This is a genomic window from Aeromonas sp. 604443 (genome assembly GCF_049170315.1).
GTDB classification, from domain to species: domain Bacteria; phylum Pseudomonadota; class Gammaproteobacteria; order Enterobacterales; family Aeromonadaceae; genus Aeromonas; species Aeromonas veronii_A.
Genome location: NZ_JAAKMI010000007.1, coordinates 66490 through 92599, shown reverse-complemented (window position 1 = coordinate 92599; position 26110 = coordinate 66490). Strand labels below are relative to the sequence as shown.

21 protein-coding genes are annotated in these 26110 nt (G+C 60.0%); 10 read left to right on the top strand and 11 right to left on the bottom strand.

All coding sequences use genetic code 11. The features are described 5' to 3' along the window. Positions 1-39: 39 nt before the first annotated feature. The 4 genes from G5380_RS11790 to G5380_RS11775 form a co-directional block, all read right to left on the bottom strand. Positions 40-1125, bottom strand: coding sequence for a polyamine ABC transporter substrate-binding protein (locus tag G5380_RS11790; protein ID WP_201937656.1), 1086 nt, complete (start codon positions 1123-1125; stop codon positions 40-42). Between the two features lie 118 nt (positions 1126-1243). After that, positions 1244-2341 (bottom strand): extracellular solute-binding protein, encoded by a 1098-nt coding sequence (locus G5380_RS11785; RefSeq protein ID WP_201937706.1) that lies wholly within the window; start codon positions 2339-2341, stop codon positions 1244-1246. 53 nt (positions 2342-2394) lie between these two features. Then, positions 2395-3756, bottom strand: a complete 1362-nt coding sequence (locus G5380_RS11780) for an aspartate aminotransferase family protein (RefSeq protein WP_421209216.1) — start codon at positions 3754-3756, stop codon at positions 2395-2397. Between the two features lie 294 nt (positions 3757-4050). Beyond that, on the bottom strand, positions 4051-5382 hold the full coding sequence (locus G5380_RS11775; protein WP_005342613.1) for a glutamine synthetase family protein: 1332 nt from the start codon (positions 5380-5382) through the stop codon (positions 4051-4053). A gap of 467 nt (positions 5383-5849) precedes the next feature. Here G5380_RS11775 and G5380_RS11770 point away from each other — a divergent pair, with 467 nt between their 5' ends. The 9 genes from G5380_RS11770 (at position 5850) to malZ (ending at position 14126) form a co-directional block, all read left to right on the top strand. Next, positions 5850-6236: a TraR/DksA family transcriptional regulator gene (locus G5380_RS11770; protein WP_216952650.1), complete on the top strand. Its 387-nt coding sequence runs from the start codon at positions 5850-5852 to the stop codon at positions 6234-6236. Positions 6237-6381: 145 nt separating this feature from the next. Beyond that, positions 6382-7239 (top strand): hypothetical protein, encoded by an 858-nt coding sequence (locus G5380_RS11765; RefSeq protein WP_227341601.1) that lies wholly within the window; start codon positions 6382-6384, stop codon positions 7237-7239. 62 nt (positions 7240-7301) lie between these two features. Beyond that, positions 7302-7748 (top strand): DUF962 domain-containing protein, encoded by a 447-nt coding sequence (locus G5380_RS11760; protein WP_421209215.1) that lies wholly within the window; start codon positions 7302-7304, stop codon positions 7746-7748. Positions 7749-7774: 26 nt separating this feature from the next. After that, entirely contained in the window at positions 7775-8269 is a 495-nt protein-coding gene (locus tag G5380_RS11755; RefSeq protein ID WP_421209214.1) for a CreA family protein, read from the top strand. Positions 8270-8343: 74 nt separating this feature from the next. Next, positions 8344-9333 (top strand): 2-hydroxyacid dehydrogenase, encoded by a 990-nt coding sequence (locus G5380_RS11750; protein ID WP_005340720.1) that lies wholly within the window; start codon positions 8344-8346, stop codon positions 9331-9333. A 92-nt stretch (positions 9334-9425) separates the two neighbouring features. After that, a complete protein-coding gene (gene yegD / locus G5380_RS11745) occupies positions 9426-10787 on the top strand; it encodes a molecular chaperone (protein ID WP_421209213.1) in 1362 nt (453 codons plus the stop codon). 165 nt (positions 10788-10952) lie between these two features. Continuing rightward, positions 10953-11372, top strand: coding sequence for an META domain-containing protein (locus G5380_RS11740; protein WP_270905936.1), 420 nt, complete (start codon positions 10953-10955; stop codon positions 11370-11372). Positions 11373-11442: 70 nt separating this feature from the next. After that, complete coding sequence (locus G5380_RS11735; RefSeq protein WP_421209212.1) at positions 11443-12291, top strand: HDOD domain-containing protein; 849 nt, start codon at positions 11443-11445, stop codon at positions 12289-12291. A gap of 5 nt (positions 12292-12296) precedes the next feature. After that, the gene (gene malZ / locus G5380_RS11730; RefSeq protein ID WP_421209211.1) at positions 12297-14126 is read left to right on the top strand and encodes a maltodextrin glucosidase; all 1830 of its coding nucleotides are present in this window, start codon (positions 12297-12299) and stop codon (positions 14124-14126) included. A gap of 101 nt (positions 14127-14227) precedes the next feature. Here malZ and G5380_RS11725 read toward each other — a convergent pair whose 3' ends face one another. After that, a complete protein-coding gene (locus G5380_RS11725) occupies positions 14228-14761 on the bottom strand; it encodes an ATP--cob(I)alamin adenosyltransferase (protein ID WP_075116198.1) in 534 nt (177 codons plus the stop codon). An 89-nt stretch (positions 14762-14850) separates the two neighbouring features. Continuing rightward, positions 14851-15993, bottom strand: a complete 1143-nt coding sequence (locus tag G5380_RS11720; RefSeq protein WP_421209210.1) for a DUF5610 domain-containing protein — start codon at positions 15991-15993, stop codon at positions 14851-14853. Positions 15994-16163: 170 nt separating this feature from the next. Between G5380_RS11720 and trmA the strand changes: the two genes are divergently transcribed. Beyond that, positions 16164-17297 carry a tRNA (uridine(54)-C5)-methyltransferase TrmA gene (gene trmA / locus G5380_RS11715; RefSeq protein ID WP_421352769.1) on the top strand — a complete coding sequence of 378 codons (1134 nt, stop codon included), beginning with the start codon at positions 16164-16166 and terminating at the stop codon, positions 17295-17297. Between the two features lie 67 nt (positions 17298-17364). Here trmA and G5380_RS11710 read toward each other — a convergent pair whose 3' ends face one another. From G5380_RS11710 to G5380_RS11690, 5 genes are all read right to left on the bottom strand, one after another. Beyond that, positions 17365-19098 carry a methyl-accepting chemotaxis protein gene (locus tag G5380_RS11710; RefSeq protein WP_201980752.1) on the bottom strand — a complete coding sequence of 578 codons (1734 nt, stop codon included), beginning with the start codon at positions 19096-19098 and terminating at the stop codon, positions 17365-17367. A gap of 51 nt (positions 19099-19149) precedes the next feature. Next, on the bottom strand, positions 19150-20160 hold the full coding sequence (mglC, locus tag G5380_RS11705; protein ID WP_005342585.1) for a galactose/methyl galactoside ABC transporter permease MglC: 1011 nt from the start codon (positions 20158-20160) through the stop codon (positions 19150-19152). Between the two features lie 16 nt (positions 20161-20176). Beyond that, positions 20177-21697, bottom strand: a complete 1521-nt coding sequence (gene mglA / locus G5380_RS11700; RefSeq protein ID WP_033136359.1) for a galactose/methyl galactoside ABC transporter ATP-binding protein MglA — start codon at positions 21695-21697, stop codon at positions 20177-20179. A 53-nt stretch (positions 21698-21750) separates the two neighbouring features. Then, positions 21751-22737 carry a galactose/glucose ABC transporter substrate-binding protein MglB gene (mglB, locus tag G5380_RS11695; protein WP_005340747.1) on the bottom strand — a complete coding sequence of 329 codons (987 nt, stop codon included), beginning with the start codon at positions 22735-22737 and terminating at the stop codon, positions 21751-21753. Between the two features lie 276 nt (positions 22738-23013). Beyond that, the gene (locus G5380_RS11690) at positions 23014-26073 is read right to left on the bottom strand and encodes a beta-galactosidase (protein WP_421352768.1); all 3060 of its coding nucleotides are present in this window, start codon (positions 26071-26073) and stop codon (positions 23014-23016) included. Positions 26074-26110 lie beyond the last annotated feature (37 nt).

Here is a 26110-nt window from a genome sequence, read left to right as displayed (position 1 = left end):
CCATAAAAGCGATTTGGCGCCCCAGAGCGGGCACCAAGGTCAGGTACCGGACTTGATCTTGCTCCAACTCCGGGTGATTTGACGCTGTACCGCGCGGGAATGTGCCTCCTGCACATAGAGCCGCTCCAGCACAGCCTGAGGCGGATAAACCCCCTCATCATTGCGCACCGTCTCATCCATGAACTCGCCAGCCTTGGCATTGGGGTTCGCATAGCCCACATAATTGCTGACCTTGGCGATCACCTCGGGCTGCAGAACATAGTTGATGAGAGCATGTGCCTCTTTGACATTGGTGGCATCAGACGGGATCGCCATCATGTCGAACCAGAGATTGCCCCCCTCTTTAGGAATGCTGTAGGCAATCTTCACCCCCTTGCCTGCCTCGTCGGCACGGGCTGCCGCCTGCAAGATGTCGCCGGAAAAGCCCGCTGCCACACAGATATCGCCGTTGGCGAGATCACCTATGTATTTGGAGGAGTGGAAGTAGGCCACATAGGGGCGCACCTTGAGCAACTGCGCCTCGGCGCGCTTGATATCGGCCGCGTCCTGGCTGTTGGGGTTCAGTCCAAGGTAGTTGAGGGCAGCCGGGATCATCTCGTCTGCCGAGTCGAGGAAGGCGACGCCGCAACGGGAGAGCTTCTCCATGTTTTCCGGCTCGAAGATGGCCGCCCAGGAGTCGATCTTGTCGACCCCCAGCACTGCCTTGATTTTGTCGACGTTGTAGCCGATGCCGTTGGTTCCCCACAGATAGGGCACTGCGTACTGATGGCCCGGATCCACCTTCTCGAGCTGCTTGAGCAGCACGGGATCCAGGTTGGCCAGATTGGGCAGCAAGCTCTTGTCCAGCTTCTGGAAAGCCCCCGCCTTGATCTGCTTGGAGAGGAAATTATTTGAGGGCACCACCAGATCGTAACCGGTCCGTCCGGTCAGCAACTTGCCTTCCAGGGTTTCGTTGGAGTCAAATACGTCATAGACGGTCTTGATCCCGGTCTCCTGCTGGAAATCGCTGAGGGTGGTCTCGCCGATATAGTCAGACCAGTTGTAGAAATGGAGCACAGGGGCTGCCTGGACTGCATTCGCCAATCCCATGGTCAGCGCTATGGTTAGCAATCTGGTTGTATTCACGGTGTCAGTTCTCCTGTTCAGTGGTTGACCGTCTGCGCATCCATTCGCGCGGCCCATCCGGATGGATGGCATCACTACCCTCCCGGCCGAACTGCGGACCGGGAGGGGTATTCGTTACTTACTTACCGGACTTGATCTTGGTCCAGCTGCGGGTCATCAGACGCTGCACCTTGGCCGGCAGATCCGGGAAGGTGTAGATCTTCTGCAAGGTTGCAGAGTCCGGATAAACCCCCGGATCGGTACGGATCGCCTCGTCAACCAGCGGGGTCGCCGCCTTGTTGCCGTTAGGCGCCTGCACCTGATTGGTGATGTTGGCGATCACGTCGGGCTTCATCAGATAGTTGATGAAGGTGTGGGCCGCCTCGACGTTCTTGGCATCCGCCGGGATGGCGATCATGTCAAAGAAGCTGCCAGCCCCCTCTTTCGGAATGGTGTAGGTCAGTGCCACGCCATTTTTGGCTTCCGCCGCCCGCGCCTTGGACTGCTGCAAATCCATGGAGTAACCGACAGCAACACACAAGTTGCCGTTGGCCAGATCCGAGATGTACTTGGAGGAGTGGAAATAGGCGGTATAGGGACGGATGGAGAGGAACAGCTCCTCGGCCTTCTTCAGCTCGTCCGGCTTCTGGCTATCCGGTTTGAAGCCCAGATATTGCAGGGCGGCCGGTAACATTTCGGTCGGCGAGTCGAGGAAGGAGACGCCGCACTCCTTCAGCTTGGCCATGTTCTCCGGCTTGAACACCAGATCCCAGGAGTTGAGCGGCGCATCGGCCCCCAGTACGGCCTTCACCTTCTCGGCATTGTAGGCATAACCGATGGTGCCCCACAGATAGGGGATGGAGTACTGGTTGCCCGGATCGCTCGGGTCGAGCGCCTTGAGCAGGTCGGTATCCATATTTTGCCAGTTGGAGAGCTTGGACTTGTCCAGCTTCTGGAACACGCCAGCCCTGATCTGTTTGGCCAGGAAGGGGTTGGACGGCACCACGATGTCGTAGCCGGATTTACCAGCCAGCAACTTGGCTTCCAGTACCTCGTTGCTGTCAAACACGTCATAAACCACCTTAATGCCCGTCTCCTTCTGGAAGTTTTCCAGGGTATCCGGGGCGATATAGTCGCTCCAGTTGTAGACGTGCAACACCTTCTCTTCAGCCATTGCTCCGGCACTTGCCATGACCAGAGCCACAGAGGCAGCGATCACTCCCGTTTTGAAAGACATCATCCTTGTCTCCTAAGCAAATTGTATGCGCATGCCAACCTGCCTGGCGGCAGCTATCCCTTCAGCTTTGCAGCCGTCAGATCCAGACTGAGCCTGGCTAGCTTGACCAATTCATCAACCTGTTCCTCGGTGATCACCAAGGGGGGCGATATGATCATGGTATCGCCTACCGCCCTCATCACCAAGCCATTGTTAAAACAGAATTCCCGGCAAGTCATCCCGGCATTGGCATGGGCCGGGAAACGCCGGTTGGTCTGCTTGTCCTGGACGATTTCCAGGGCGGCGACCAGCCCGCGGCCACGGGTTTCACCCACCAGCGGGTGGTCAGCCAGCTCTGCCCAGCGGCGCTGCAAATAGGGGCCGATGGTATCATGCACTCGCTTAACTATGCTCTCCTTTTGCATAAGCTGGATATTGGCCACCGCCACCGCGCAAGAGACCGGATGGCCCGAGTAGGTGAAGCCGTGGTTGAACTCGCCCCCCTCTTCCACCAGCCCCTTGGCAACCCGGTCACTCACCATCACAGCGCCGAGCGGCAGATAACCGGAGGTAATCCCCTTGGCCAGACACATCAGATCCGGCTTGATGCCAAACCCTTCGCTGGCAAACCAGTGGCCGGTACGGCCAAAGCCGCAGATCACCTCGTCGGCTATCAGCAAAATGCCGTAGTGATCGCAGATGCGCTGGATCTCCGGCCAGTAGCTGTCAGGCGGAATGATGACACCGCCCGCCCCCTGGATCGGCTCGCCGATAAAGGCGGCCACCTTGTCCACCCCCAGCTCCAGAATCTTCTGCTCCAGCTGACGGGCCCTCTCCAGCCCAAACTCGTGGGCACTCATCCCCTGCCCCTCACCGAAGTGGTAGGGCTGGTCGATGTGCACTATGCCGGGAATGGGCAGACCACCCTGGGCATGCATCCCTTTCATGCCACCCAGACTCGCCCCCGCCACGGTGGAGCCGTGATAGGCGTTGTGGCGGCTGATGATCACCTGTTTTTCCGGTTGCCCCTTGCTGGCCCAGTAGTGGCGCACCATCCGCAGCACGGTGTCGTTGCACTCGGAGCCGGAGCCGGTAAAGAAGACATGGTTGAGATGGGATGGCGTCACTTCGGCCAGCAAGGTGGCCAGCTCGATCACCGGCGGGTGCGCGGTCTGGAAGAAGAGGTTGTAGTAGGGCAACTGCTGCATCTGACGGGTGGCGGCATCCACCAGCTCCTGCCGACCATAGCCCATATTGACGCACCAGAGCCCCGCCATGCCGTCCAGAATGCGCTTGCCTTCGGAGTCTTCCAGATAAACGCCGCTGGCTTTGGTGATGATACGGCTGCCCTTCTTGTTCAGGGCCTGAAAGTCGGTAAAGGGGTGCAGGTGGTGGCTGGCATCCTGCTGCTGCCACTCACGGGTAGTCTGTTGCATTGTTAGCTCCTCGGTTCCTTCGATTTAGCTGGTTCTGTTCGTCAATCATCAGGAGGGCTGCCACTCCCGCAATCACTGCCACTTTCGCGTGGACTGCGGCACGGCCTGCTCCTCACATCCTTCAATTCGAGCCAAAAACTGTTATCAACCATGCAACCAGAGCGGTGGCGAGCCAACTTCCGCTCACAACCATCCTCAGGCGGAGGCACTCCTCCATCCCGTATTACCGGTTACAGGCAGGGGAGGCAGCCTGCCTCCCCGATTCGGACGATGCGTGGCCGGCACGCATCCGGGTCAGACGTTCAGCAGCAGGAACTCTCGCTCCCAGCGGCTGATCACCCCGAAGTAGGTCTCGTACTCTTTGCGTTTGACCGCGACAAAGGCGCGTGTGAAGCGCTCCCCCAACATCTCCTTGATCGGCTCGCACTGTTCGAGATGGCTGAGCGCCTCCTCCAGCGAGCGGGGCAGACTGTAGGGCAGGTCGTAGGCGCTGGATTTCATCTCCTGCATGGGCTCCAGCTTCTCCATCATGCCAAGATAGCCGCACGCCAGGGTGGCGGCCAGCGCCAGATAGGGGTTGGCATCGGCACCGGCGAAGCGGTTCTCCACCCGGCGGGCACTCGGGTCGGAGAAGGGTACCCGCAGACCACAGGTGCGGTTCTCGACACCCCACTGGACGTTGCGTGGCGCGCTCTCACCGAAGGTGAGGCGGCGGTAGGAGTTGACATTGGGAGCCAGCAGGGCTGTCACCGCCGGGGTGTACTTCTGCAGACCTGCGATGAAATGCATGAAGAGTTCGGAGTTGCCGCCATCCGGGGTACCGAACAGATTTCGACCGTTCATATCCTCCAGACTCTGGTGGATGTGCATGGCGGAGCCCGGCTCGTTGCTCATCGGCTTGGCCATAAAGGTGGCGTAGATGCCGTGGCGATGGGCCGCCTCACGCATGGTGCGCTTGAAAAGGAACACCTGATCCGCCAGATCGATGGCATCCCCGTGCAGGAAGTTGATCTCCATCTGGGCAGCACCGGACTCGTGGATCAGGGTATCCACCTCCAGCTCCTGCGCTTCGCAGTAGTCATACATGTCTTCGAAGATGGGATCGAACTCGTTGACCGCATCGATACTGAAGGACTGGCGAGCTGTCTCGGGACGGCCGTTGCGCCCTACCGGCGGCATCAGCGGATAGTCGGGGTCTTCGTTGCGGGTGACCAGATAGAACTCCAGCTCGGGCGCCACCACCGGCTTCCAGCCCTGAGCCTCGTAAAATGACAGAACCCGACGCAGTACGGAGCGAGGTGCAATGTCGATCAGCTTGCCGTTGACGTCGTAACAGTCATGGATAACCTGAGCGGTAGGTTCCAGCGCCCAAGGGACGAAACGGATGGTGTTGGGGTCAGGATAGAGCTGCATGTCCCGCTCCAGCGGATCGATCATGCTGTCGTCATCCGGATATTCGCCGGTCACTGTCTGGGTGAAGATCACCTCGGGCAGACGCATGCCCCCTTCTCGCAAAAACTTGTTGGCTGGGATGATCTTGCCCCGGGCGTTGCCGGTGAAATCAGGGAAGAGACACTCCACTTCCGTGATGCGATTGCTCTCCATCCAGCCCTTGATACTGTCCATGTTAAACCCCGACTCTACGGTTGCCATTGGCAAGGGTGTCTAATATATGGAACACCCTTGTTATCAAATTGTAATCAACACCACCATAAAAGCCCGCTATCAGGGGTAATGTCAAGCAGTGGTGTTTAAAAAACTATAAATAACGGCGCATATAATGACCAAGTCGGCACCAAATACTAAACACTCGTGGTCTCGCCTCTCCCCAGTGCAAAGCCGGTGCCAACCGGCCAAAACCAGATGTCAGATCCCGTCAGATCAGCCGCTAAAGGGGCCATTTTTTTGCAAAGGCGCACAATCCCTGTCCTATTTGCTTTGCTTGGCTGCTTTTTTTTGGTACAAGGCCCGCCCTGATTTGCACTCTCTTGCATGAAAACGGTGCAAATCAGACGAGAAGGGCTTGGTCTGCAGGCAGACAGCCCCCATAAACAGGGATAATTGGGTTAGTAAACTGACTGGTAGTAAATCGTATGTGTGATTTCATGACTGAAGACCAACTGGCCTTTTACAAGGGGCAGATCGAGCGGCAGATCGCCGAGCTCGAAGAGCGCCTGAACTCCCAGGCCAGCCAGGCCATCGCCACCGACACCAACGAGATGGCCGATGAAATTGACCGTGCCAGTATCGAGGAAGCCCGCCGTCTGGAGCTGAACCGCATCGAGCACGACAAGCTGCACCTGCGCAAGCTGAGGGGCGCATTGAAGCGAATGAACGATGGAGATTTCGGTTACTGTGAATCTTGTGGTGACGAGATCTCTCTCAAGCGGCTGCAAGCTCGTCCAGAGTCCCGTTTCTGCGTCGAATGCCAGAGCACCAAGGAATTTAACGATACCCACGTGTTCCGCCGCGTCGCCTGATTCTTCGAAGAACCGTCACCATTCAGGTGCAACAGACGCCAACAAGGCTGGGCCCGCGCTCAACCTTGCACAACGCCTCGCAGCAAGATGGTGACAAGTTCTGTTAGACTCCGGACACCTTCCGGAATCTACAGGAGAATAGAGAGTGAAATGGCTCATCAAACTGTGTTTGTGCCTGCCACTGCTGGCACAAGCACAGGTTCTGACGGTCAAGGTTCCCAGCCGTCCCGTCAACAATCTTGATCAGGAGTACCAGCTCAAACTGCTGGAACTGGCCCTGACCCGCTCCGGACAACCCTTTCGCATCCAGCCTGTCGAACTCGACCTCAACCAGTTCACCCTTCAGCAGCAGCTGAGCAAGGGCAAGACCATCAACGTCTTCTGGATGGGTACCTCCAGCGCACTCGAATCCTCCCTGATTGCCGTCCCCATTCCGCTGTTTCGCGGACTGGAAGGATTGCGGCTGTCGTTCATCCACGCGGATGCCCAAGAGAAGTTCAACCAGATCAATACTCTGGCCGACCTCAAACAGCTGAAGGCGGCGCAAGGGGTCGGTTGGGCCGATAACAAAATTCTGGAAAATGCGGGCATCCCGACCTTCTCCGGCCGCTACAGCAGCTTGTTTCGCCTTATCAACGACGGCGACAAGATCGACTTCTTCCCGCGCGCCCTGGTAGAGATCTTCGCCGAGCGCAGCGAGCTGGTGGCGCAGTATCCCAACCTCGCCATCGAGCAGCATCTGCTGATCCGCTACCCCTTCGCCCAGTTCTTCTTCGTCAGCCCCGAATACCCCAAGCTGGCCAAGGCGATTCAGACCGGGTTGGAGCGTGCCTATGCCGATGGCAGCTTTATGAAGTTCTTCCATGACAACCCCAAGATCCGCGAAGCGCTCGCCAGCGCCAACCTCGATCAGCGGGTCACCATCGCCCTGCCCAATCCGGATATGACCCCGTTGCTAAAATCCATTCCGGCCCAATATTGGGAGTATCCACCGCAAGGATAAGCATCACGAACGCCTGACCACGAAGGTCAGACTGCGAGAACACAGTGCGCCAGGGAGGTGCCATGAAGGGAATCCAGGAGTGGTTTGAGGAGTACGGCCAGAGCCATCGCCATCCGGTCAACGTCGCCATCCACAAGCTGGCGGTGCCGGGCATCTATTTCTGCTCGCTGGCGCTGCTCTGGTGTCTGCCACACGGGCCCTTGCCAGAGCCCCTCAACTGGGCGGCAGTGGCAGCCATTCCGGTGCAGCTGTTCTATCTGCAACTGTCGTTTTCGCTGTTCGCGGGGATGGCGGTGCTGACCGCGCTCGGGCTGGCCTTCTGCCACCAGTGGCAGGGGCCGCTGCTGTGGCCCTCGGTGGCAGCGTTCGTGCTGCTCTGGATAGCCCAGTTTGTCGGCCACAAGATCGAGGGCAAACGCCCCTCCTTCCTCGCCGACCTGCAATTTCTGCTGATAGGCCCCGCCTGGGTGCTTGCCAGCCTCTATCGTCGTCTGGGCATTCCCTATTGAGGAATGCCGGGCCAACAGGAGAGACCATGACACATAACCACACGCGACATAACGCCCTTCGCCGCGCCCTGCCCCTGCTGGTGGGGGCCCTGTTTGCCGGCCCGGCACTGGCCGACAAGGCCGACCCGGTCGGTGAAGTGAGCACCGCCTTCAAGCTGTTTGGCCCCAACCACAAGATCCTGGTGGAGGCGTTCGACGACCCGCGCATCGACGGCGTCGCCTGCTATCTGGCGCGCCCCAAGACTGGTGGCGTCAAAGGCGGGCTGGGCCTGGCGGAAGATCCCTCCCATGCCTCCTTGTCGTGCCACCAGATCGGCCCCATCACCCTGCCCGAAAAGCTGAAGGCAGGGGAAGAGGTGTTCGATGTCAGCACCTCGCTGGTGTTCAAGGAGCAGAAAGTGGTGCGTTTTTACGACAAGAAACGCAATGCACTGGTTTACCTGACCTATAGCACCAAACTGGTGGATGGTTCGTACAAAAGTGCAGTCAGCGCCGTTCCCATCATGCCGTGGGGACAATAACCAGCCGGTTTGTCCGGTGATAGCTGACCCATTTTGTTGTAATTTGACGCCACACACGCTGCGGAGCACATACCATGAAAGTCGCCGTATTCAGTACCAAGAGCTATGACAAAGAGCATTTCAACCAGGCCAACAGCCAGTACGGCTTCGACCTGGAGTTTTTCGATGTGCGGCTGGAAGCCAAAACGGCCCGACTGGCTCACGGCTTCCCGGTGGTGTGTCTGTTCGTCAATGACGATGCCGACCGCGAGGTATTGACCGAACTGGCTGCCAACGGCACCCAGGTGATCGCCCTGCGCTGTGCCGGTTACAACAACGTGGATCTGGCGGCTGCCAAAGAGCTGGGGCTGAAAGTAGTGCGAGTACCCGCCTACTCCCCCGAGGCGACCGCCGAGCATGCTGTCGGCATGATGATGTGCCTCAACCGCCGCATCCATAAGGCTTATCAGCGCACCCGCGACGCCAACTTCTCGCTGGAAGGGCTGGTCGGCTTCAACATGCATGGCAAGACCGTTGGCGTCATCGGTACCGGCAAGATCGGTCTGGCCGCCCTGCGTATCCTCAAGGGCTTCGGGGTTCGCCTGCTGGTGAACGACCCTTACCAGAATCCGGCGGCCATCGAGCTGGGAGCCGAGTACGTGGATCTCGATACCCTGTTCCGCCAATCCGATATCATCAGCCTGCACTGCCCGCTGTTCAAAGAGAACTACCACCTGTTGAACAAGGAGGCATTTGCCAAGATGAAGGACGGGGTAATGATCATCAACACCAGCCGTGGCGGCCTGCTCGACTCCAATGCCGCCATCGAGGCGCTCAAGACTTCCCGTATCGGTGCTCTGGGGCTGGACGTCTACGAAGAGGAAGAGGATCTCTTCTTCTCCGACAAGTCCAACGAGGTGATCACCGATGACGTGTTCCGCCGTCTGTCCGCCTGCCACAACGTGCTGTTCACCGGCCATCAGGCGTTCCTGACCCGCGAGGCGCTGCACGCCATCGCCGATACCACCCTCGGCAATATCCGCGCTATCGAGAGCCAGGGCCGCTGCGACAACGAAGTGGAATAAGGGCTCGCCCTCTCTTCGTCACGCGCCGGGTTGTGAGACCCGGCGCCTTCGGGTAGGCTAGCCCCCCTTTTTTATTCAGGAGTCTGGCGCCCATGTTTATCGGATTTGATTACGGCACCTCCAACTGTGCCGTGGCCGTGATGGAACAAGGTAGCCCCAGGCTGCTGAATCTTGGTGCATCCCGCTATCTCCCCTCCACCCTGCATGCCCCCCACCGGGATGCTATCGCCGGTCTGTTGGCCGAAGGGCTGGCCCCCGCCCAGCAGGCGGAGTACCTCAAGCTGCGTGGCCCCGTGGTCACCCGTGCCCAGATGGTTCGCCGCCAGATGCGCGAAGAGGGACTGATCGACGAGCTGAGCTTTGGCGGCGCTGCACTGGAGCGCTATCTGGAAGAGCCGGACGACGGCTACTACATCAAATCGCCGAAATCCTTTCTCGGCGCCTATGGCCTCAAGGCCCCCCAGATCGCCCTGTTTGAAGACATCGTCTGCGCCATGATGCTCCACGTCCGCCAGCAGGCGGAGCAGCAGCTCGGTGCCCCGATCCGCCAGGCGGTGATCGGCCGTCCGGTCAACTTCCAGGGGCTGGCGGGGGAAGAGAGCAACCAGCAAGCTATCGCCATCCTGACCGAGGCAGCCCGTCTGGCCGGTTTCGAGCAGGTGGAGTTCCTCTATGAACCGGTGGCCGCCGGGTTTGAATTCGAGGCGCGCCTCACCGAAGACGCCGTGGTGCTGGTAGTGGATATCGGCGGCGGTACCACCGACTGCTCCATGCTGCGGATGGGTCCCAGCTACCGCGATCAGCTGGATCGCAGCGGCGATCTGCTCGGCCACAGCGGCCAGCGGATCGGCGGCAACGACTTCGATATCCGCCTGACGGTGGAGGGGATGATGCCGCTGCTCGGCATGCACGAGACCCTCAAGACCGGCAAGCCGCTGCCCCACCCGCTGTTCTGGGATGCGGCAGCCATCAACGACGTCAGCGCCCAGAGCCGCTTCTACAGCCTCGACACCGCCCGCCAGCTGCAGGATCTGCAGCTCGACAGCCAGCCCGGCAGCAAGTTGGGGCGTCTGGCCAGCCTGCGGGCCCACAAGCTGAGCCACCAGCTGGTGTGGCGTGCCGAGCAGGGCAAGATCGCCCTCTCGGAGCAGGAACTCAATCACCAGTCGCTGGCCGAGCTGGAAAAAGGGCTGGAAGCGGAGCTGACCCGCGAACAGCTGGCCAACGCCTCGGCCCTGCTGCTGGAAAAAATTGGCGAGCTGATGGACGAAGCGATTGCCGCTGCCGGAGTGCAGCCTGATCGCATCTTCGTCACCGGTGGTAGCGCCCGCTCGCCGCTGATCGCCAGCTTTATCCGCCAGAAGCTCCCCTCCATCCCGCTTGAGGGTGGCGATGACTTCGGCTCGGTGGCTGCCGGTCTTGCCCGTTATGCCGAGCGGCTGTTCGTCAACTGAGCCCTGAGATAGCGTAAATCGATTGCAACATCCCCCGGGTGTTGCCATTAAGCGACAGTCACGCGGGACAAGGGACGACAGAAGCGGTCGGTCGTCCCCTCTCCCGCCCTGCTCCCGACTGCCCAAAAAGGGTATTCTTGACGCTCCCCCAACCGGAGCCCCCTCATGCCCAGATTGCCCTTTTTGTTGCTGATCCCCCTGTTACTGCTCGCTGGCTGCAGCTCGACCGCCTTTGTTCAGCAAGATCTGCAACACCACCACTGGGTACTGAGCAAACTGGATGGCGAACCGATCGAGGCCCCCCGCGACAATCCCCCCGATTTCGAGATCGGCGAGCACTTCACCGTCAACGGCATCGCCGGTTGCAACCGCTACTTCGGTCAGGGCCATCTGGAAGATGACAAACTGTGGGTCACCAGTCTGGGCAGTACCGAAATGGCCTGCATGCCGCCGCTGGACGCCATAGAACAGGCCGTGCTGACCACCCTGACCGAGGGGGCGACTTTGAGCGGCACCAGCCAGAGCCTGATCCTGCAGGGCAAACGGCACCGTTTGGAATACACCTTGCGCGACTGGGTGTTCTAGCGCTCACAAAGCCGCATCACAAACAGGAACATGTTGTCCGGCTGTGGCACAATATGAGGCAGAGTTCGCAATGGAGGCTGCCTCAGCCATGTCGATGGATCGCCTGTTTGACAAGATCAAACAACTCCCCACTATTCCCAAGCTGCTGCACGAGTTGATGCAGAGCTTCAACGACGAGAATGCCCGCATCGACCAGATTGCGGCCAAGATCGCCATGGACCAGGTGATCAGCGTCAAGGTGCTAAAGATGGCCAACTCGGCCGCCCTGCGCCGTGGCAACGAAGTGACCTCCATCGAACAGGCGGTGATCCGCCTCGGCTTCAACCGACTGCGCTCTGTGGTGGTCGCTTCCGGCATCATCGGCACCTTCAAGGCCCCGCCCAGCTTCGACAAGAACAAGTTCTGGACCGAGACCTTCCAGGTCGCCACCATAGCCCGGACCCTGGCGCAGGAGGCCAAGGTGCTCGACCCCGAGACCGCCTTCACCTGTGCTCTTATCCACAACATCGGCGAACTACTGATCCAGAGTACCTTGCCGGAAGAGGCCGAGCTCATCAACATGGCGATCCAGAACGGCAGTAGCCGGGTCGAGGCCCAGCGGGAGATGCTGGGCTACGACTATGCCCAGCTTGGTGCCGAGCTGGCGCGACGCTGGAACCTCTCCGAGGCCTTCGTCGATGCCATCTCCCAACAGCTTGACCCGCTCTCCCACGATCCGGTCAGCAAGGAGGCGGTGCTGATCCGCCTCGCCGTGTTTATCTCCTTCGCCTGGAACGCGGGCGTGCCTGCCCAGGCCATCATCGCCCGCTTCCCCAAACCGCTCGCCGACCAGTTGGGACTGGATCCCAAGTCGCTGGCAGGCCAGCTCGAAACACTGCATGAACAGGGTAATGCCCTCGCCGATCTTCTGACTCAATAAGCATCATGACCCATCCGTTTCTGTTTCATCCCCAGGTGGCGCCCTGGTTCAAAGAGAGCGCCGACGCACTGCAATTGACCCTCTTTAGCGAGCTGGATGCGCCGATCCGCGAGGTATGGCTGCGCCACGAGCCGGATAACGAGGAGTACCTGATCCCGATGACGGCGGTCTCCACCCGCGATCGGCTGCAGGTATGGCAGGCGACTCTGCCGCTCATCAAGGGACAAGATATCCACCTCTACAGCTTCAAGTGCCTCACCGACGAGGAGCAGTGGTGGCTGCACGGGGCGGGCGTCAGCGCGTCCATGCCGCCACGGGAGCAACATTTTCGCTTCAACAGCCTGCACCAGCCACCGGCCTGGGTGCAGGATCAGGTGTTCTACCAGATCTTCCCCGACCGCTTCTGCAACGGCGATCCGTCGCTGAGCGTCAAGCATCACGAGTACGAGTACCGCGGCAAAGCGGTGATCAGCAAGGCGTGGGGCGAGCCGGTCAGTCGTCATGAAGAGGGCCACGGCGCCTGCGAGTTTTACGGCGGTGATCTGGCGGGCATCGATGCCAAGCTGCACTACCTGCAATCTCTCGGGGTAACGGCGCTCTACCTCAACCCCATCTTCGATTCGCCGAGCAACCACAAGTACGACACCCAGGACTACTTCAAGGTCGATGCCCACCTCGGCAGCAACGAGCAGTTCGCCGAGCTGACCCGCAACCTGCACCAGCGCGGCATGAAGATCATCCTCGATGCGGTGGTCAACCACACCTCTACCGAGCACCCCTGGTTCTGCCCGCCACTGGGAGCCCAGAGCAACCCGGACTCCCCGTGGCGCAGCTTCTACACCTTTGATAAAGAAGGGGATTACGTCAGCTGGAAGGGCATTCGCAGCCTGCCCAAGCTCGACTTCTCCTGCGAGAAGGTACAGGACGCCGTCTATCGGGCCGATGACGCCATCCTCCGTTACTGGATGCGCGCCCCTTACCAGATCGATGGCTGGCGCTTTGACGTCATCCACATGTTGGGCGAGCGCGGCACCGCCGAGGGCAACAGTGGTCACGTGCGCGCCATTCGCGGGGCAGTGAAGCAGGAGAACCCGGACGCCTATGTGCTCGGCGAACACTTCTTCGAGGCGAGCCAGTGGCTGCAAGGGGATCAGGAGGACGGCGCCATGAACTACTACGGCTTCGCCCACCCGATCCGTGCCTTCCTGGCTGGCAAGGATATCGCCTACCACCCCATCAAGATCAGCGCCGAAGAGCTGGATCGCTGGCTCAAACTGGCGCGGGCCCATATCCCGTTCAAGAACCAGCTGGCCCAGTTCAACCTGCTGGACAGCCACGATACCGCCCGTTTCCTCCACCTGCTGGGAGAGGACAAACAGCGGATGCAGCTGGCCGCCACCCTGCTGCTCACCTATATCGGTGTGCCGTCCATCTACTACGGCGATGAAGTGGGGCTCTCCGGCGGCAACGATCCGGACTGCCGCCGCTGCTTCCCGTGGGATACCACAGACTGGGATCACGTGCTGCACGACCACTATCGCCGACTGATCCAAATCCGCCGCCAGCGCCCCTCCCTGCGCCGCGGCGATATCCAGACCCTCTATGCCGGGCCCCACAGCTATGTGTTCACCCGCACTCTGCAAAGCGATCAGGTGGTAGTGGCCTGCAACCGCCATCCGAGCGAGCCGCGCACCATCAGCCTGCCCCTGTGGCAGACCGCGAGCCCCGCCAGCCGCTTCACCGACGCCTTCAACGGCGAGAAGTTTGAAGTGGTGCAGGGCGAGGTACAGCTCACCATCCCGGCCAACTCGGCGAGAGTGCTGATCTCCAGCTGAGCGGGCAACTGACGCGCTGAAAAACAAAACCGGAGCCCAAGGCTCCGGTTTTTTTTATTCCGTTCAATCCACCATGACGTCTGGCCCCTAACCAGCCGCCATCAGTAGTTGATGCTGACGTAGGGCACTTCCGGCACCTGCCAGCGCTGCTTGAGGTAGACGGTGAGCACGAAGAAGAAGTTGGCCAGCAGGTTGGCGAAGCGATAGAGAATGGGATCGAAGGCCACCCCGCTCTCTTCCAGCCTGACCAGCAGCCGCACCACCTTCTTGCTGCCGCAGCGGCACAGATGGAGGGTGGGAATGGGCTGTGGCCCCTGTGGCAGCACAAAACCGGTGACGCTGCCGCGACTCGCCTCGTTGTAGTGGTCGTAACGGGCCTTGAGCCACTCAAGATCTGCATCGAAGATCCCCAGCTTGCCGCGTACCGAGCCGTTTAGGTTGTAGATAAGTCGCTGCAACGCCGCGAGATCCGCCAGCATGGGCTCGGTATCCGCATCCGGCGCAAGGCGTGACAGCACGGCCCCAACCTGACAACAGAGCTCGTCCGTGGCGATTTCAAAATCACATTTGAGCGAGGTTTCGAAGATAAAGGGGTAGCAGAGCTCGCGCTTGTCTCTTGGCTTCTTGGGGTTCATGGGGCAACCGGATTGGAGAAAAGGCCAGTTTGCCAGCCCCGGGAAGGGCTGGCAAACGGCAGCTCATTACTTGCGTAACGCGCTGTGGCTCAGACGTTCTTACTGGCGGGCTCGGTGGAGGGCTGGAACTGGTTGATCATCCGCAGCGCCTCCAGCATCCGCTGGTTGAAGCTGGTGAAGCGATCGACCTGTGCCGGTTCCCCTTCCCCTCTCGCCGCCAACACGGCCGGGGTCAGCGCCTGTTGTTGGGATGGTGGCAGCAGGCTATCCGCCTGTTTCTGCACCTGATCCAGCTTGGGCAGGTAGTCTGCAAACGGCTTGATCAGATCCTGCAGGGAGTGCGCCCCCTGATAGGTCTGGCTCAGCTTGACGCTCTGCTTGAGCTTGAGGGAGTAGGAGGCCAGCTGGCTGTCATCCAGTTTCAGCTCGCCCGCCTTGTCCAGCAGCTCCTCGAAGTTGCCGGAGAAGAAGTTCCCCGCCAGCTCGTCGATCCCCTTGACCAGCTTGCCGATGGACTCCATCTCGTCGCTGCTGAGATCCCCCTCCAGCGAGAAGCTGAAGCTCTGGCTCGATTTGAGGCTGAACTGGCTGCCGCTCTCGCTACTCTGGGACTTGGTCTGCCAGCTGTCGTTGAAGCGCAGCACTACCTTGTCGCCATCCTTGGTCTGGATCTCCAGATACCCCTGCTGGCGACTGGCCATCTCGGCCTGTCCCATGTCGGTCGGGGAGACCTTGCCGAAGAACTCCTTCTCGAACTCCTCGAGCCCTTTCTGGATCAGCTTGTAGCTCTGATCGATACCGGTTTTGATATCGTCGTTGTCAGTCGCCCACTTGCCGAGCTGCTTCTTTGCCTCCTCAAAGCCCTTGTCGACCCCCTTGCGGGCCTGCTCCATCATCCCGGTCAGGTCGTCGTCGGATTTGCCATCGGCGCGCGCGGCACCAAGCCGCCCGGTCACGAACTGCAGCACGTTGTCCGCCACCGACTGGAAGTCGAACAGGGTCTCCGGGGTGATCTCCTCGGGCTCTTTCACCTTCGGCGCCTGATAGCCCTGGCCGTTGATCTCCAGCGAGAACTGCAATGCCTGCTGGATCAGCACCTGCGCCCACTTGGGCGGCTTGTGCAAGGAGACCTCCTCCTCGCTCTTGACCTGTTTCTGCTCCGCCTGTTGCGGCGATTTGGGAGAAACACCCACTCCCTTGGGTTGGGCTGCGCCCACTCCTTCGATCTGCATAATGTGTCCTCCCACCATGCCTGTAGATCAGCTATCGGCCTGACTGAACACTTCTTGACCACAAAATGCTGGACAATCTGCGGCTGGCTTTTAAAATCGGGCCCCTTTGGGTGGCCTGTTGCCTTCCCCCGATTTCGACCCGGCCCGGCCGGTGTGCATGTGAGGTATTTATGACCCAATCCCAACAGCCTTCCGCGAACGCTCCGGCGCCTAGAACCGCGGCCGACTATCAGGCCCAACTCGACGAAAAGCACGCTCGCCTCACCGAGCTGTTTGCCGGCTTCACCCTCCCGGCGCTGGAAGTGCACAGCTCACCGGCGGAGTACTACCGGATGCGCGCCGAATTTCGCATCTGGCACGAGGGGGACGACCTCTTCCACTGCATGTATGCCCCGGCGACCAAAGAAATTATCCGGGTCGACCACTTCCCCACTGCCAGCCGCCTCATCAACCAGCTGATGCCGCTGCTGCTGGAGGGGCTGCGTCCCCATCAGGTGCTGCGTCGCAAGCTGTTCCAGATCGACTACCTCTCCACCCAGTCCGGCCAGATCATCGTCAGCCTGCTCTATCACCGCAAGCTGGAGGCCGAATGGCAACAAGCCGCCGAAGCGCTGCAGGCCGCTCTGCGCGCCAAAGGGTTCGAGCTGCAGCTGATTGGCCGCGCCCACAAGCAGAAGATCTGTCTGGGGGATGACTTCGTCATCGAGCAGCTCAACGTGGCGGGTCGCCAGCTCACCTACAAGCAGGTGGAGAACAGCTTCACCCAGCCCAACGCCGCCATCAACGAGCAGATGCTGGCCTGGGCGCTGGATGTGACCAAAGAGAGCGAAGGGGACCTGCTGGAGCTCTATTGCGGCAACGGCAACTTCTCCATCGCGCTGGCGCAGAACTTCCGCAAGGTGCTGGCCACCGAGATCGCCAAGCCGAGCGTCGACTCCGCCCAGTTCAACATCGCCGCCAACGGCGTCGAAAACCTGATCATCCTGCGTATGTCGGCCGAGGAGTTCACCATGGCGATGCGTGGTGAACGGGAGTTCAACCGCCTCAAGGGGATCGATCTCAAGAGCTACCAGTGCAACACCATCTTCGTCGACCCGCCCCGCGCCGGTCTCGACGATGCCACCGTCAAGCTGGTGCAGGAGTACGACAACATCCTCTACATCTCCTGCAATCCCGAGACACTGCAGGCCAACATGGCCGTGCTGGGCGAAACCCACGAAATCGCCCGTTTCGCCCTGTTCGACCAGTTCCCCTGGACCCATCATATGGAAGCCGGGGTCTATCTGCGCCGCAAGGCCGGTTGATTCAGGCAGACAGGAAAACAACAACAGGGCCGGATGGCCCTGTTTTGTTATTGGCTGAACACCGGCCTCACTCCAGCCGGAAGTGACCCACGATCTCCCGCAGCCGGTCGTAGGTCTGCTGCATCGCCGCGGAGCTGGCAACCGTCGCTTCGCCATTGTGGGTCAGCTGGCGGATCACCTCGGCGATGGCGCTCATGTTGCGATTGATCTCTTCGGCCACCGCGCTCTGCTGCTCCGCCGCCGTGGCGATATGGCTGATGAGACCGTTGATCTCCACCACTTCCCCTGCCATCAGATCCAGCGACTCGTTGACCCTGGTGGTGTTCTCGGCCGCCCCCTGACAGCTCTGCTTGGTATTGCCCATGGCATCCACCACAGTTCGGGTGCCCCGCTGCAGACTAGCCAGCATGGTCTGGATCTCGGCTGTGCTCTGCTGGGTGCGGGCAGCGAGGGAGCGCACCTCGTCTGCCACCACCGCAAAACCGCGCCCCTGTTCACCGGCGCGGGCTGCCTCGATGGCGGCGTTGAGGGCCAGCAGGTTGGTCTGTTCGGCAATGCTGCCGATCACCCCCAGCACTGAGCCAATCTGCTGCACATCCTGCTGCATCGCCTCGATGGAGCGGGCAGTGGCTTCCACTTCATCCACAAGCGCCATCACGCTGGCCATCGCCTGATCCACCACCTGACGAGACTGGCTCGCCAGCTGCTGGCTCTGGCCGGTGAGTTGGGCGGTGCTGGCCGCACTCTCGGAGACGGAGACCGCGGTGCGGCTCATCTCGTTGATGGCGGTCACCACCTGCTCGGTCTCGCGTACATGGTCCGCCAGCAGAGACTGGACGGCGCCGGTCTGGTTGGCCAGCCCCTCGATGCCGCTGTTGAGCTGGCCGCTCGCCTGCCGCACCTCCCCCATCATCTCCTGCAGCCGCTCGATAAAGCGGTTGATACCGGCCGAGATCTGGCCAAGGTCATCCTTGCTGGTCACCGCCAGCCGGCGGGTGAGATCGCCACTGCCGCGAGAGAGCTCCAGCACCAGATCCCGCAGCGAGAGGATAGGGCGATAAGCCACGTTGAGTGCCAGTATGGCAAGCACCATCACCACCACGGCGACACCGAGCAGCGCCATGATGATCTGGCCGTTGAGTGCACGGGTCATCGCCTGGATGTAGTCGAGGTCGATGTAGCCAGTCAGCGTCCAGCTGCTGCCGCGAATATCCAGCTGGTTGGGGCGCGCTTCGCTCTCCCCCTGCGGCTTGCTGTTATAGAGGCTGTTGCCCTGACTGTCGGCCAGCGAGAAGTAGCGGCCATCACCACTCATCTTCTCCAGCAGGCTTTTGAACTCGCTCATGTCGAGGTAGTAGAGATATGCGGAATCGGCACCGCGCGGCACCAGAATGGTGATGACCGGCTTGCCATCCACCTGTTGCAGCGGGCTGACGGTGATCTGGTTATTGGCGGCGGGGATCAGCTTGCGCAGCGCATCCACTTTGGCGCTGTCGTTGATGACCCCGCTCACGTCGAAGGCCATGTCGCCGATCACCTTGACGATGTTGTGAAAACCGGTCTCTTGCAGGGTCTTCTTGACGTTGGTCACCCCGAAGTTGAGGTTGGCGGCCAACAGGATCTTCTGATTGATGTCGCTGGCCAGCTTCTCTTTGACCAGGGTGATCTGTTCGTTGATGTTGTGGGTGGCCTGAGTGCGAATGTAGCCACTGATGAAGTGGTTGACGCTGAGCCCGGCGGTGCCGATGGTGACCAGAATGGCCAGTAGCAGCAAGAGGTAAATCTTGACCTTGAATGGCATGGGTTCCCTCCAGAAGAGAGGGCTGGCAGCGCCAACCCTCCCTGCCAATCGTTATTTCTTCTTGGCGTACTTCATGGAATCCAATGCCACCGCCAGAATGATGATGCCGCCCTTGATGATGAACTGCCAGTAAGGGCTGACCCCGATATAGGTCAAACCATAGTTGATCAGGGTGAAGATAAGTACGCCGGTGATCACACCCGCGACCGTTCCCACCCCGCCGGCAAACGACACGCCGCCCACCACGCACGCCGCGATGGCATCCAGCTCGTACATGAAGCCGAGGTTGTTGGTGGCGCTACCGATACGGCCTGCTTCCAGCATGCCGCCGAAGGCGTAGAAGACCCCCGCCAGCGCATAGATCATTACCAGATTGACCGCCACATTGACGCCGGAGACCTTGGCTGCCTCGGGGTTGCCGCCGATGGCGAAGATGTTTTTGCCAAAGCGGGTCTTGTTCCACAGCACCCAGACAAAGACGCTGGCGATGGCCGCATAGAAGGTGAGATAGGAGAGTTTGAATCCTCCTATCCGGATAAACCCTTGGGCGAAGCTGGAGAAGCGGGGGTCAAACCCGGCCACCGGCGAAGCCCCTACCGAGTCAAAGTAGAGGGAGTTGATACCGTAGACGATGATCATGGTGCCCAGGGTGGTAATGAACGGGGTAACGTTCAGGTAGGCCACGATCAGACCGTTGACCAGACCAATCAGCGCCCCCACCACACAGACCAGCAGGATCACCGCAGGAATGGGCACCTCCCCCAACGTCGGGAACACCTTGTTGACGTTGGTCAGCGCCTGCAACATGGTTGCTGCTATGAGTGCCGCCAGACCGACCTGACGACCGGCCGAGAGATCCGTCCCCTGAGTGATGATGATGCCCGCCACCCCCAGCGCTATGATGACCCGCACCGAGGACTGGGTCAGGATGTTGCTGAAGTTGGTGAGGCTCAGGAAGGAGGGCTCCTGGATCACGATGACCATGAGCAGCACCAGCAGCACCAGATAGATGGCGTTTTCCTTGAGCGCCTGCATCAGATTGAAATTTTTAGCCGACTCCATAAATGTCTTCCTGTCTCTAGAGGTACAGAGATGCCAGGCGCAGTATCTCGCTCTGGTCAGTTTCTTTGGTATTGACGATCCCGGCGACCCGGCCATTGCTCATCACCATGATGCGGTCGGTGATCCCCAGCAATTCCGGCATCTCTGACGAGATGATGATGATCCCCTTGTCCTTCTTCGCCAGCTCCAGGATGAGCTGGTAGATCTCGAACTTGGCCCCGACGTCTATGCCGCGGGTGGGCTCGTCGAGCATCAGGATCTCCGGCTGGGTCAGCAGCCAGCGACCGATGATCACCTTCTGCTGGTTGCCCCCGGAGAGGGAACCGATCTGGGTCTGCTGGGTCGGCGTCTTGACCCGCATGGAGTCGATCACCCACTGGGTATCGCTCTTCATCTTGTTGTCGCTGAGCAGCCCCATGGAGCCCTTGTAGCTGTCCATGTTGGCGATCAGGGAGTTGAAGGCGATATCGAGCCGGGAGTAGATACCGGTGGAGCGGCGCTCTTCCGTCACCAGCGCAAAGCCGTTGCGGATCGCTTCGTGGGCGTTGTGGTTGGCCACCTCTTTGCCGTGCAGCTTGATGCTGCCCTGACTGCGATCGCGAATACCGAACAGAGTCTCGACAATGTCGGTGCGCTTGGCCCCCACCAGTCCGGCGATGCCGAGGATCTCCCCCTTGTGCAGGTTGAAGGTCACATCCTGAATGGAGGGCTGGTTTTTCGCCGTCAGGTGTTCGATCTCGAGGATCACCTCTTTCGGCTGGTTGGTCTTTTCCGGGAAACGCTGGGTCAGTTCACGGCCGACCATCATCCCGATGATCTGATCCATGGTCATGCCCTTGAGCGGCTGGGTTGCCACCCACTGGCCATCCCGCAATATGGTGATCTCGTCACAGAGCTGGAAGATCTCCTCCATCTTGTGAGAGATGTAGACGATGCCGCACCCCTTATCCTTCAACTTGTTGATGATCTTGAAGAGGTGGTTCACCTCTTTCTCGGTCAGGGAGGAGGTGGGTTCATCCATGATGACGATCTTGGCGTCGTAGGAGAACGCCTTGGCGATCTCGATCATCTGCATCTGGGAGACCGACAGGGTCGCGACCTTCACCTTGGGGTCGATGTCGATATCCAGCTCATCGAAGATGCGCTTGGTGTCGTCATACATCTTGCCGTGGTCGATAAACCACCCCTTGGTGGGGTAGCGGCCGAGCCACATGTTGTCCATCACGGTACGCTGCAGCACCAGGTTGAGCTCCTGATGCACCATGGAGACGCCATTTTCCAGCGCCTCTTTCGAGGAGGTGAAGTTGATCTCCTGCCCCTTGAAGAAGATCTTGCCCTGATCCTTCTCGTAAATGCCGAACAGGCACTTGAGCAGTGTGGATTTTCCCGCTCCGTTCTCGCCCATCAACGCATGCACAGAATGAGGACGGACCCGTAAATTGACATTATCGAGTGCCTTGACGCCGGGAAAGCTCTTACTGACGTCAATCATCTCCAACAGCCATTCTGATTGTTGCTGTGTTGTCATATCAGCCATCACATCTGGTTGAAAAAAGGGCAAGGGGATCTCCCTTGCCCTGGAGGAGGGAATTACTCGAATTGGGACAGGTTGTCTTTATCCACACCGACGTAGGCAACACGTACTACCTTGTCGACGATATTCCACTTGGTGCCTTCACCGGCCGGTTTGCCTTCAGCCAGGTTCTTGGTCAGCTCGAAGGTGGCTTTGGCCTGGTTGGCCGCATCGTTCAGCACGGTACCCGCCATGGCACCGCTCTTGACCATGGCCAGCGCTTCCGGCAGCGCATCGACGCCGAACACCGGAATGGCAGTCTTGCCCTGTGCTTTCAGTGATTCGACTGCGCCCATTGCCATGCCGTCGTTGTTGGCGATGACCACTTCGATCTTGTTGGCGTTGGGGCCGGAGATCCAGGCGTCCATCTTGTCTTTCGCCATGGCGGTATCCCACATACCGGTATCCATATGCAGTTGTTCAGTCTTGACGCCGCCATCGTTCAGGGTCTTGACCACGTAGGAGGTGCGCGCTTCGGCATCCGGGTGGCCCGGCTCCCCTTTCAGCAGCACGAACTGGATCACGCCATCCTTGTTCAGATCCCACTCCGGATGGGCTTTCCAGTGTTTGGCAATCAGCTGACCCTGGATGATCCCTGACTCCTTGGAGTCGGTACCCACGTAGTAGGCCTTGTCGTAGCTGGCCAGATCGGTAGCGCTCGGCTCCTTGTTGTAGAAGACCACCGGGATATCTTCGCCACGGGCTTTCTCAATCACTACCGGCGCCGCAGCGGGGTCAACCAGGTTGATGGCAAGCGCCTTCACCCCTTTGGCCAGCAGCACGTCGATCTGGTCGTTCTGCTTGGACTGGTCGTTCTGGGAGTCGTTCATCAGCAGCTCCACCCCCGGAGTGGCTGCCGCCTCCTTCTCGATGGCCTTGCGCACGACCGCCATGAAGTTGTCGTCGTATTTGTAGACGGTTACCCCGATACGGGTGTCAGCCTGGGCATTGGCTCCAGCCATCATGCCCATCAGCAGGGCGGCAACTGTGGTCAGTTTTTTCATTATGTGTGCTCCGATGTGTCTATCTGTGTTGTAGGGTGGCGAGCAATTGAGCAAGCGCCAATCAATGTAATCAGTTTGTTGTCATTTCTTCTGTGATCATGACGACAAAATGAAAACGATTACACTCTGTTACATTGAAACTTTGTTTTTATTTTTCAAATACATATAAATTTAAATCAGATTTGAGACTCAATCTTTCCCACAGCATTGAGGCTAGTCGTTACTGGTCTGTTGTCAAAATGGCGCACTGGCCAGGCAGTCCCCTCAATAGCTGGCTTAACAGAGAGTGCAGCCCCAACGGTAACTACGCTCAAGCAGTTGATACTCGGGACGCACGCTCTGGCTCCAGGAGTCATCCCCGCCCACCCCCATGTGGGCGCCATCGAGACAGACCCACAACCCCTCTTCGGCCACCAGATCGCTCTGGTGACGAGCAGCGGCGAGCTGTTGCTGACTGAAGCGGCTGGCACTGAAATGGAAGCAGCCGTTTACTGTCGTGCTACCCAGCTGCAACTGGCGGGTATCGCAGCGCAAGCCGTTGTCGCTCGGGAAGATGTAAGGGGTATGCATGGCCTCCAGCGGCAAACTCCAGCGCCCCAGATCGGCGCCCAGCAGGCGATCCGGATAGTTTTCGTGCGGGCCACGCCCCAGCCATTCGGCTCGCGCTGGCGCCTCGGCCAGATGGAGCAACAGACCGATCCGCGGCAGCGACGGCAGCACCTGTGCCAGCTCGGTCTCTATCTCCAGGCTCATGGCGCCATCGTCGGTAAAGCGGTGATGCCAGTGACTCACCAGCAGCAGCTCATCGCGGTGGAAGTAGCCATGGCTGACCCGGATATCCCCTCCAGCGACCGCAATCCCCAAACAGCGATGTTGCCACTGACCCAGACCACAGCCCTGCCAGCGGGCAATCCAGGAGTTGGGGTCAACGTGATCCGCTTCGCTGGTGCCGATGTCGTTGTCGAGCGGCGCGCGGTAGAAGTGATCCATGATCGGCGCCAGCAACTGCTCCTGCCCCGATTTTTGCCAACTGGTGATGCGGCCACTCTGCTTGTCGAGCCACCACTGGCTGTTTGCGGCGGTGATCCGCCAGCCATCCGGCTGCTCGCTCAGGGTGGCGGCAGCGACCGGCGCTGGCAGGGCAAGGGGGGTCGGCAGGGTGAACTGCTGACGGGCGACCTTGTGATCCGCCTGCGACCAGGGGGTAGCCTGCGACTGAACGATGGCAAGATCGAGCCAGGCCAGTGAGCCTGCCGCAAAGGGGGGCAACGCCTCGCTCAGAGTCAACTCGATCACCCCCTGTGGCGCCAGCTCAAGGGAAACCTCCCCCTGCTGCTGCACATGGCCGTTCTCACACAACTGCCAGCAAAGCCGCTCGTTATCGGTTTCCCGAAACAGGTATTCGCTCTCGATCCGCACCCGCAGCGGGGTGTGCTCGAGCAGGGCAAAACGGAACGGCTGTTGGGCGCGCTTAGCCTCGCACAGGGCGGGATGGGGGGTGCGATCCGGGAACAGCAGACCGTTGCAGCAGAACTGGCGATCGTTTTGCACATCACCGAAGTCGCCGCCATAGCCCCAGTAGTGGCGACCATCGGCGGTGTATTTGTCGAGCCCCTGATCGACCCAATCCCATACAAACCCGCCTTGCAGACGTGGATGATCGCGAAACGCCTGCCAGTAGTGGGCGTAGCCCCCGAGACTGTTGCCCATGGCGTGGGCATATTCGCAGAGGATCAACGGCCGGGTCTCTTCCGGCAGGCCGATCCACTTGGCCAGCGCCCACTTGGGCACCGCCGGGAAGGGCTGATCCTGATGGGTTCTGGCATACATGGGGCAGATGATGTCGGTGGCCGGGGTATCGGCCCCGCCCCCCTCGTACTGCACCGGACGGCTCGGATCGCTGCGCTTGATCCAGCCATACATGGCATCGTGGGCCGGGCCGTAACCCGACTCGTTGCCCAGCGACCAGATGATGATGGAGGGGTGGTTGAAATCCCGCGCCACCATGCGGGTCGCCCGCTCCAGAAAGGCGTTGCTCCAGGCGGGATCCCGCGCCAGCCGCCCCATAGGGGTCATGCCGTGGGTCTCCAGATTCGCCTCGTCCACCACATAGAGACCGAGCCGATCGCAGAGGCGATAGAAGTCGGGGTGGTTGGGATAGTGGGAGCAGCGCACCGCATTGAAGTTGTGGCGCTTCATCAGCAGCAGATCCCGCTCCATGGTGGCGCGATCGATGGCATAGCCCTTGGCGGGATGGTGTTCATGACGGTTGGCACCGCGAACAAGCAGCGGCTGACCGTTGACCCGCAGCAGGCCGCCACGGATCTCCACCACCCGAAAGCCCACATCACATGCCTCGCTCTCGATAACCTGGCCCTGTTCGTCCAGCAGGGTCAGGGTCAGGCGATAGAGATGGGGCGTCTCGGCGCTCCACTTGCGCGGCGCAACCACGTCGAGCCAGCACTCGGCGCGATCGTCATACGCCCCTTTTTCATCAATGGTTTGAGTGCCGATCGGCTGGTGCAGGGCCGCGACCCGCTCGCTGCCGTCATAAAGATTGGCCTCCACCGACAGACCGGCCCCATTAGCCACTTGCAGTGCAATCTTGAGACGACCATCCCGATAGCAGGCATCCAGTTCAGGCGTCACCCGCATATCCATCAGATGGCGGGACGGTTTGTGCAACAGGCTGACGGAGCGGAAGATCCCCGACAGCCACCACATATCCTGATCTTCCAGATAGGATCCGTCGGACCAGCGCAGCACCAGCACCGCCAGCCGGTTGCGACCGCTCTGCAGATATGGGGTCAGATCGAATTCGGCGGGCAGGCGGCTGTCCTGGGAATAACCGACCCAGCGACCGTTGCAGAAGAGGTGGAAGGCACTGCTCACCCCGTCGAAGATGATCCGGCTCTGTCCGCTTGCCAGCCAGTTGGCGGGCAGTTCGAACTCGCGGGAGTAGCAGCCAGTAGGATTCTCTGCTGGCACTCGGGGCGGATCGCAGGGAAAGGGGTACTTGATATTGGTGTAGATGGGGCCATCGGTGAGCGGCCGCGCAGCTGGATAGGCGGCATCCAGCTGCCAGTTACCCGGCACTGTAATGGGGCAAACATCCACCAGATCCTGCGCCAGCCAGCTCTCGGGCACCAATTCGGGAGCGGCAAAGAAGGAGAAGCGCCACTCGCCATCGAGCAAGAGACGGGAGGAAGAGGCCAGATCACCCCTGGCATCCGCTTCGCTGCGCCAGCTGAACATGGGGGTATGGGCAGCCAGACGGTTTACCGACGTAATGGCCTGAGTCTGCCAATCCTGACGCGCCACTATCTCCCTGAGCATTCACTCTCTCCCTGCTGATTGAAAAACGAATTCAGTC